The organism is Kitasatospora sp. NPDC036755 (assembly GCF_040636595.1).
Lineage (GTDB): Bacteria > Actinomycetota > Actinomycetes > Streptomycetales > Streptomycetaceae > Kitasatospora.
The window spans coordinates 1-1763 of the sequence record NZ_JBEZUT010000645.1 but is presented as its reverse complement, the minus strand read 5'-3'; the positions used below and the strand labels follow the sequence as shown (position 1 = coordinate 1763).

Below are 1763 nucleotides of genomic sequence, written 5' to 3'. Positions count from 1 at the left end.
CTGCTCGGCGGCCCTCGCCGGGTCGATCCGCTTGGGCTTGTGGCTCGGGTCGGCGCACGGCGCCTGCAGCCCGACGTGCCGTCCCCCGGCCGGCGACCGGGCGGCCGTCCGCCTCGCTACTGCTCGCCCCGCTGCCGCTCCCGCGCCTACCGGACCCGCCGGCGGGAGCAGGACCGGACGGACGCCGTCACGTAACCCCGGGACGGCGTGACGTAACCCGTCCGCCGCCCACCGGGAGCCGTCCGCCGGTACCGTTCGACCCGGGCCGTCGGGCCACCGTTCGACCGGACCGACGGCCCGGGATCCGGATCACCGGTCCGCGCCCGATCCGCTCGGCTCCCCCGCCAGGAGCACCGCTCCACGACGCCATGGTCGAGCTCGTCCTCGACGACCACGGCCTCGCCCTCGACCGGCCCTCGGACGAGCGCGCCCTGTACATCCACTTCCGCCGGAGCGATGCCGAGCGCACCGAGTGGCCGGCCCGCCGGGTGGGGCCGGCCGTCATCGACCCATGGGAGCAGTGGTAGCCGCCCGGGCCCAGCCCACGCCGGACCGGCGTCGGGCCGGGCATGACCGAGATTCCGGTGATCGGCGCAACCGGCAGTGTGGGCAGGCACGTTGTGGCCACGCTCGCCGAAGGCGGCCACGGTGTACGGGCGTTGGTGCGGAACCCGGCGACGGCCGCGCTTGCCGGGGCGGTCGAGCTCTTCCAGGGCCATCTGACGCGACCGGAGAGCCTGGAGCCCGCCCTGGCCGGCGGGGTGGAGGCGGTCCACCTGATGTGACCCGGGCTGCCGGTGCGGCCCGAGGTGGTGGAGCTGATCGCCCGGCACGCCCGGCGGGTCGTCTACCTGTCGACGGACGTGCCGGGCCGCGCCGACGACGAGCCGGCCGCGGTCTTCCACCAGGAGGTCGAACGGCTGATCCGGCACTCGGGCCTGGGCCGGACCTTCGTCCGGGCGATCGACTTCGCGGGGAACCTGCCGGCCTGGGCCGGCCAGGTGCGGGAGGGCACGGTCCGGTGGCCGTACGGGCGGGCGCGGCGCTCGCCGGTGCACGAGCGGGACATCGCGGACGTCGCGGTGCGGGCGCTCACCGAGGACGGGCACGAGGGTGCCGCCTACGTGGTGACGGGCCCGGATTCGCTCTCGCACGCCGAGCCGGCCGGGATCATCGGCGAGGAGCCGGGCGTCGCGGCGCGGCGGGAGGAGCTGCCGCCGGAGACGGCCCGCGAGCAGCTGACGGCGGCCTGGGGGAACGCGGCGTTCGTGGCGTCCCGGCTGCGTGCCCGGGAGTCGTTCACGCGCGGACCGGAGCGGGTGACCGGCACCGTGCGGGAGGTGCTGGGGCGTCCGCCGCGCGACGTCCGCAGCTGGGTGCGGGATCACGCGGCGGACTTCCGGTAGGCGCCCGAAGCCGGGGCCGGGGCGGAGCCGACGGCTGAGGGCAGGGGCGGACGGCGTCAGTAGCGGACGGCCTTGACCACCACCGGCACCAGCGGCAGGTCGGCCGGCTGCCGGCTGAAGGCGACGGGCTCGGCCGTACCGTTGGCGGGCACGTTCTCGGCGCCGACGACGGAGCTGTCCACGGCCTTGCCGCCGGCGTCGGTGAAGTCCACCTGGACCGCGTAGGAGGCCGGGTTGGGCCCCGGGTTCCGGATCGTGACGACCACGGCGTGCAGGCCGCCGGTGTTCTGCCGCGCGATGCCGGTGATGCCGATGTCGCCGATCGCGTTGCCGCCGTCCGTCACCCCGCTGAGCACC

The 1763-nt window shown here is 76.4% G+C and carries 3 protein-coding genes and 1 pseudogene; 3 read left to right on the top strand and 1 reads right to left on the bottom strand.

Going from position 1 to position 1763, the window contains the following annotated elements:
• The first annotated feature begins 368 nt into the window (after positions 1-368).
• From AB0E96_RS40895 to AB0E96_RS40885, 3 genes are read left to right on the top strand one after another with little or no spacing between them, the layout of a single operon-like run.
• Positions 369-527, top strand: coding sequence for a hypothetical protein (locus tag AB0E96_RS40895; RefSeq protein WP_359831891.1), 159 nt, complete (start codon positions 369-371; stop codon positions 525-527).
• Between the two features lie 42 nt (positions 528-569).
• Positions 570-785 (top strand): NAD(P)H-binding protein, encoded by a 216-nt coding sequence (locus AB0E96_RS40890; protein ID WP_359831889.1) that lies wholly within the window; start codon positions 570-572, stop codon positions 783-785.
• A gap of 24 nt (positions 786-809) precedes the next feature.
• Positions 810-1406, top strand: coding sequence for an NADPH:quinone reductase (locus AB0E96_RS40885; protein WP_359831887.1), 597 nt, complete (start codon positions 810-812; stop codon positions 1404-1406).
• Between the two features lie 56 nt (positions 1407-1462).
• Here AB0E96_RS40885 and AB0E96_RS40880 read toward each other — a convergent pair.
• A pseudogene (locus AB0E96_RS40880) lies at positions 1463-1763 on the bottom strand (hypothetical protein); the annotation flags it as partial.

Bases quoted from the DNA above. Each gene is read 5' to 3' on its own strand.
- AB0E96_RS40895 (WP_359831891.1), top strand. From the start codon at position 369: ATGGTCGAGCTCGTCCTCGACGACCACGGCCTCGCCCTCGACCGGCCC.
- AB0E96_RS40890 (WP_359831889.1), top strand. From the start codon at position 570: ATGACCGAGATTCCGGTGATCGGCGCAACCGGCAGTGTGGGCAGGCAC.